3 protein-coding genes are annotated in these 4595 nt (G+C 64.4%); all 3 read left to right on the top strand.

Annotation, left to right across the window (positions count from 1 at the left end; translation table 11 throughout):
* Positions 1-425 precede the first annotated feature (425 nt).
* Entirely contained in the window at positions 426-2891 is a 2466-nt protein-coding gene (gene hrpB, locus Q4Q11_RS30910) for an ATP-dependent helicase HrpB (RefSeq protein WP_498571877.1), read from the top strand.
* Between the two features lie 47 nt (positions 2892-2938).
* Positions 2939-4231 (top strand): ActS/PrrB/RegB family redox-sensitive histidine kinase, encoded by a 1293-nt coding sequence (locus Q4Q11_RS30905; protein WP_498571876.1) that lies wholly within the window; start codon positions 2939-2941, stop codon positions 4229-4231.
* A 75-nt stretch (positions 4232-4306) separates the two neighbouring features.
* On the top strand, positions 4307-4595 hold a 289-nt coding region (locus Q4Q11_RS30900; protein ID WP_498571875.1), incomplete at its 3' end, for a response regulator.

The raw sequence follows: 4595 nt of genomic DNA, 5'->3' as shown, positions 1-4595 counted from the left end.
CCTCCGAACCAAGTCAACACTCATACTGTAAAAATTCTGACATTTTTGTAAGTACTTGATATACAACTTGTTTTTGTGGATGGTGCGAAAATTGCAGAGGTTTTTACCCGATTGCATGCGATTTCCGGATTCATTTTGCGGCTCCTGTCGGAATCGCTCAGATTGACGCTCGCAAACCGGTTCCAACGGCTTCACGGGCATGCGCCCTCGACGTCTCATTGCCAGCCACACGCTCAGGACCTAATAGACATCGAAGACATAAGGAAACGGAGCATGTTGTCTCTTGGGAAAGAGCCGCCGCAGACCGCGTTGCGTCCCGCCGACCTCGGTCGCTGCCAGAGCCCCATCTTGCCGACTATTGTGCAATGCGCATTCGGCACCGTCCTACCCAGTGCAATACGGAGCCGGCAGGCGTGACATATAGAATGCCTTCATTGCCGGAACTTCCGGTCTCGCATGGGCTGGCCGATATCGGCACGGCGCTCGCCAGTAAGCGGCGCGCGGTGCTTTCCGCGCCACCCGGCGCCGGCAAGACGACGCTGGTGCCACTTTATCTACTCGGTCAGACATGGCGCGGCGATGGCAGGATCATTCTCCTGGAACCGCGGCGGCTGGCGGCAAGGGCAGCGGCTGCCCGCATGGCCGCGCTGCTCGGCGAACAGGTGGGCGATACCGTCGGCTACCGCATGCGGCTCGACAACCGCATTTCTGCCAAGACCCGCATCGAGGTGGTGACGGAGGGTGTCTTCGCACGGATGATCCTCGACGATCCCGAACTATCAGGCATCTCCACCGCCATCTTCGACGAATTCCACGAGCGCTCGCTGGATGCGGATTTCGGCCTGGCGCTGGCGCTCGACGTGCAATCGGCATTGCGCGAGGATCTGCGCATCCTTGTTATGTCTGCGACCCTGGATGTGGAGCGCGTCGCTACACTGCTTGACCATCCGCCCGTCATCGAAAGCATGGGCCGCAGCTTTCCGATCGACATTCGCCATCGGGATCGGCCGGCGGGAGAGCGGATCGAGGATACGGTGACGCGGGCGATCTTCGATGCGCATGCGCGCGAACAGGGCTCGATCCTTGCCTTCCTGCCCGGACAAGCGGAAATTACACGAACGGTGGAGCGGCTCGAGGGGCGCTTTGGGCCGGAGACGATGATCGCGCCGCTTTATGGCAATCTCAGCCAGAAGGAACAGGATGCGGCGATAAAGCCAGCCGCGCAGGGCACACGCAAGATCGTGCTGGCGACTTCGATCGCCGAGACCTCGATTACGATTGACGGCGTGCGGATCATTATCGACAGCGGTCTCCAGCGCTTGCCCGTCTTCGAGGCCTCGACCGGCATCACGCGGCTGGAGACCGTGCGCGTGTCGCGCGCCTCGGCCGATCAGCGCGCCGGCCGCGCCGGGCGAACCGAGCCGGGCATCGCCATCCGCCTGTGGCATCCCGGACAGATGGCGGCGCTTCCAGCCTTTACGCCGCCGCAGATCCTTTCAAGCGACCTTTCCGGGCTGGCGCTCGATCTCGCGCATTGGGGCGTGCAGGATCCGGCAACGCTGGCCTTCGTCGATCAGCCACCGGCAACGACGCTTGCGGAGGCGCGGGCCTTGCTGCGGCAGCTGGGTGCGCTCGACGCGGAAAACGGGCTGACGGCGCGCGGCCGATTGATGCGCGAGCTCGCCTTGCCGCCGCGGCTGGCGGCCATGGTGATTTCGGCGGCCGAATTCGGCCAGGCCCGCGAGGCGGCGCTGCTTGCCGTGCTGCTGACGGAACTGGGGCTCGGCGGACAGAGCATCGACCTGGAAGACCGGTTGCGGCGCTTCAAGATGGAAAAGGGTGAGCGGGCGGAGGCGGCGCGCCGGCTGGCCGGCAGGCTTGCTTCCGCAGCCGGCGGCAATGGCGCTGCTGCCTCCGCAGCCCCTTCCCTTGCCGGCTCGTTGCTGCTGCATGCTTTTCCCGATCGCATCGCCCTGCAGCGTGGCGGACGAGGCCGTTTCGTCATGGCAAACGGGCGCGGCGCGGAACTGCCGGAGACCGAGAGGCTCGCCGGCTCGCAGATGCTCGTGATCGCCGACCTGACCGGCCGGGCGGCACAGGCGCGGATTCTCGCGGCGGCGGAAGTGTCCCGAGCCGATGTCGAAGAGCATTTGCCGGGCGAGATCCGCACCGAAGACCAGAGCTTTTTCGACAGAGCGAGCCGGCAGGTGCGGGCGCGGCGGGCGACGCGGCTCGGCGCCATCATCTTCGAGGAAACGCCCCTGCCGCGGCCCACCGGCGAGCAAGCTGCGACGGCGCTGGCCGAAGGCGTTCGCGAACTGGGGATCGGTGTTCTGCCTTTCTCCAAGGAGGCCACGCAGCTGCGGGACAGGATCGGCTTCCTGCATCGGACGATCGGCGAGCCTTGGCCCGACATGAGCGACGAAGCCTTGGCTGCCCGGCTGGGAGAATGGTTCACACCGTTTCAGAGCGACGCGCGCGGTCTTTCCGATATCTCAGCCGGTGGGCTTTCCAACGGGTTGATGTCGCTGGTGCCGCACCAGCTGCAGCGCGATCTCGCCCGGATGGCGCCGACGCATTTCGAAGCGCCGACCGGCCAGCGCCACCCGATTCAGTATGATGGCGAGGAACCGCTCTTGACCATTCGCGTTCAGGAGCTCTTCGGGCTGAAACAGCATCCGGCGATCGGCGGCGGCCGGTTGCCGCTGGTGCTGGAGTTGACATCGCCGGCGCACCGGCCGATCCAGACGACGCGCGACCTGCCCGGCTTCTGGGCCGGCTCCTGGAAAGACGTACGCGCGGACATGCGGGGGCGTTACCCAAGGCACCCTTGGCCGGAAGACCCGGCCGGCGCTTTGCCGACCACACGCGCCAAGCCACGGGGGACCTGACGATGGCACGCTTTTTCCGAGGACTGGAAAAACTCTCCGAAGCCGAGATGACGGCGCAGGAGGGCCACCATACCAGTCGCCGGCTGAGGCTGCAGACGCTGGTGCGCTTGCGCTGGCTTGCGGTCGGCGGCCAGACGGTGACGGTCATGATCGTCGCTTTCTGGCTGAAATTCCCCATGCCCCTCCTGCCTTGCGGTGTGCTGATCGCCTGCCTTGCCTGGATCAACTTCTTCCTGACGCTGCGCTATCCGCCGACGCACCGGCTGGAACCGCCGGCGGCCTTCGCTCTCCTCAGCCTCGACCTTCTGCAGCTCTGCGGACTGCTGCTGATCACCGGTGGGCTTGCCAACCCTTTCTCGGCGCTGGTCTGCGTGCCCGTCATCATTTCCTTCGCCTCGCAACCGATCCGCTATAGCATGCCGCTGATCGGACTTGCGATGATCTGCATCACCGGCCTTGCCTTCTCGCCCTTCCCGCTACCGTGGTATGGAGGCGTCGCTGTCAACGTACATAGCGTCATGCAGCTCGGAGTCTGGTGCTCCATTGCTTCCACCATGGCCTTTGCCGCCTTCTATGCCTATCGCGTCTCCATGGAGGCCTCGCAGCTGGCGGATGCGCTCGCGGCAACAGAGCTGGTGCTGCAGCGGGAAAAGCACCTGTCGCAGCTCGACGGGCTGGCGGCGGCGGCCGCACACGAACTCGGCACGCCGCTTGCGACGATCAGCGTCGTCGCCAAGGAGATGGAACGCGAACTGAGCCAGGACGACCGTTTCCGCGAGGATGTGGCCCTGCTGCGCAGCCAGAGCGAGCGTTGCCGCGACATCCTGCGGCGGCTGACGACGCTTTCCGCCGAAGACGAGGCGCATATGCGCCGGCTGACGCTATCCTCCATGATGGAGGAGATCATCGCGCCGCATCGCGAGTTCGGGATCAATCTGGAATTCATCGAAAAGAGCCCGCGCGCCGGCGAGCCGGTTCTGTCACGCAATGCCGGGATCATGTACGGGCTCGGCAACCTGATCGAGAACGCCGTCGACTATGCCCGCAAGACGGTGACCGTCACCGTGGAGTACACTGCCGATATGCTGACCATCTCCATAGAAGACGACGGCAACGGCTATTCGCCGGAAATACTGGCACGGATCGGCGAACCTTATGTCACCTCCCGCCAGCGCGACGATACCGCAGGCGGGCTCGGGCTCGGCCTCTTCATCGCCAAGACGCTGCTCGAGCGCTCCGGCGCCACGCTTTCCTTCGGCAACCGAGATCCGGAGACACCGGGTGCGCGCGTCCGCGTCGAATGGCCGCGCATGTTGATCGACAGTAATTCGACAAAATGATTTTCACGGCTTAAAACAGCTCTCGTCAAAATCGATGGAATATGCAGGCGGATGATCGCCGGGATAGAAGATAGAATGACGAACAAAGAGCTTGCTGCCCCGCATGCCGGGGACAAGGACGCCGCAGCCCATGTCGGCGCGGATGCGACATTGCTGATCGTAGACGACGATGGCCCTTTCCTGCGCCGGCTGGCGCGCGCGATGGAAACGCGGGGCTTTATCGTGGAGACGGCGGAGTCGGTAGCGGAAGGTGTCGCCAAGACCAAAGCCAACCCGCCGAAATACGCGGTCGTCGACCTCCGCCTCGGCGACGGCAACGGCCTCGACGTCATCGAGGCGATCAGGCAAAAGCGGGACGACACGC

The organism is Rhizobium sp. UFLA01-1127 (assembly GCF_059803845.1).
This window is presented reverse-complemented; position numbering and strand designations above follow the sequence as displayed.

What these genes read in the sequence shown, in the direction of transcription:
- hrpB (WP_498571877.1), top strand. Translation starts at nt 426, where the DNA reads ATGCCTTCATTGCCGGAACTTCCGGTCTCGCATGGGCTGGCCGATATC.
- Q4Q11_RS30905 (WP_498571876.1), top strand. Translation starts at nt 2,939, where the DNA reads ATGACGGCGCAGGAGGGCCACCATACCAGTCGCCGGCTGAGGCTGCAG.